The organism is Cryobacterium sp. PH29-G1 (assembly GCF_030063365.1).
Taxonomy (GTDB): domain Bacteria; phylum Actinomycetota; class Actinomycetes; order Actinomycetales; family Microbacteriaceae; genus Cryobacterium.
In genome coordinates this window covers 1-987 of sequence record NZ_JASISY010000026.1, presented here as the reverse complement: position 1 = coordinate 987, position 987 = coordinate 1, and the positions used below count along the sequence as shown (strand labels likewise).

Below are 987 nucleotides of genomic sequence, written 5' to 3'. Positions count from 1 at the left end.
CTGCGGCGGCGGAGAGGTACGCGTCGAAGACGTTGCCGATGATGGCGCGGTCCAGGGTGGTGAACCAGCCGTTGAGGCTGTAGCCGCCGTTGCTCAGGGCGCCGAAGGTGAGCCAGCTGCGCCGTTCGGGCGGGGTGTCACCGGGCGCGGTGCCGTCGGGCGCGAGTCGTGCCTTCCACTGGACGCCCTGCTGCCGCAGCAACTCGGGGGCGAAGGCGATGCCAGCGCCGGGGAGCCCCTCGGTTTCGGGCGTGATCGCGCCGGAACCGCTTGCGACGAGGGAGCGTTCGACCCGGTCGAGGTCCTCGACCACGACTTCAGAGCGGAGGCCGTCGAGCACCTGCACGATCACCCGGGCCTGCTCCACGCCGAGCGTTCCGCCCTGCAACGCTTCGCCGAGGACGGGGTAGGTAGGCACGAGGGGACGGCCGAGGAGCATCCGCTGGCCCGCTTTCTGGCCGAGCGCGGCGCGCTGGCGCACCTCGCTGCGGGACAGCCGGGCGAGGGTGCAGACCAGGTCAACCCCGCTGCGACAGCCCAGCCGACGAGCCAGCGTCGGCGCCCCCAGCGTCGCCGCGCCCAGCCCCGCCGCGCCCAGCCCCGACGCGATCGCCGTGCCCGTGGCCGCCGACGCGCTGTCCGGCGTCACGGACGCCGCACCAGCACTGCCCGCACCAGCACTGCCCGCAGCAGCACTGCCCGCAGCAGCGGCAGAAACAGCGGTAGAAGCGGCAACCTGAGCAGCGCCAGCAGCATCGAAATATTCGGACCGACGCAACACATCCGACGTGGAGAGTACCCGGGCTCCGTCGATGACCCGACCCACGCTCTCCAGCGCGAGGAGCATGGTGAGGGATTCTTCGTCGCCGAGCAACCCAAACGACACCCCACCCAACGCTTCAAGGAGAATTCCCCGCGCCTGCTCCACCGCCACAATAACGGGGTTCACGCTGGTCTCGCCGGGGCTTTCCATGAACATGGGCGTCA

1 protein-coding gene is annotated in these 987 nt (G+C 70.7%); it reads right to left on the bottom strand.

Features of this window, described 5'->3' with window-relative positions; translation table 11 throughout:
• A partial coding sequence (locus tag QMK22_RS17440) for a DUF222 domain-containing protein (RefSeq protein WP_283498922.1) occupies positions 1 to 987 on the bottom strand: 987 nt, incomplete at both ends.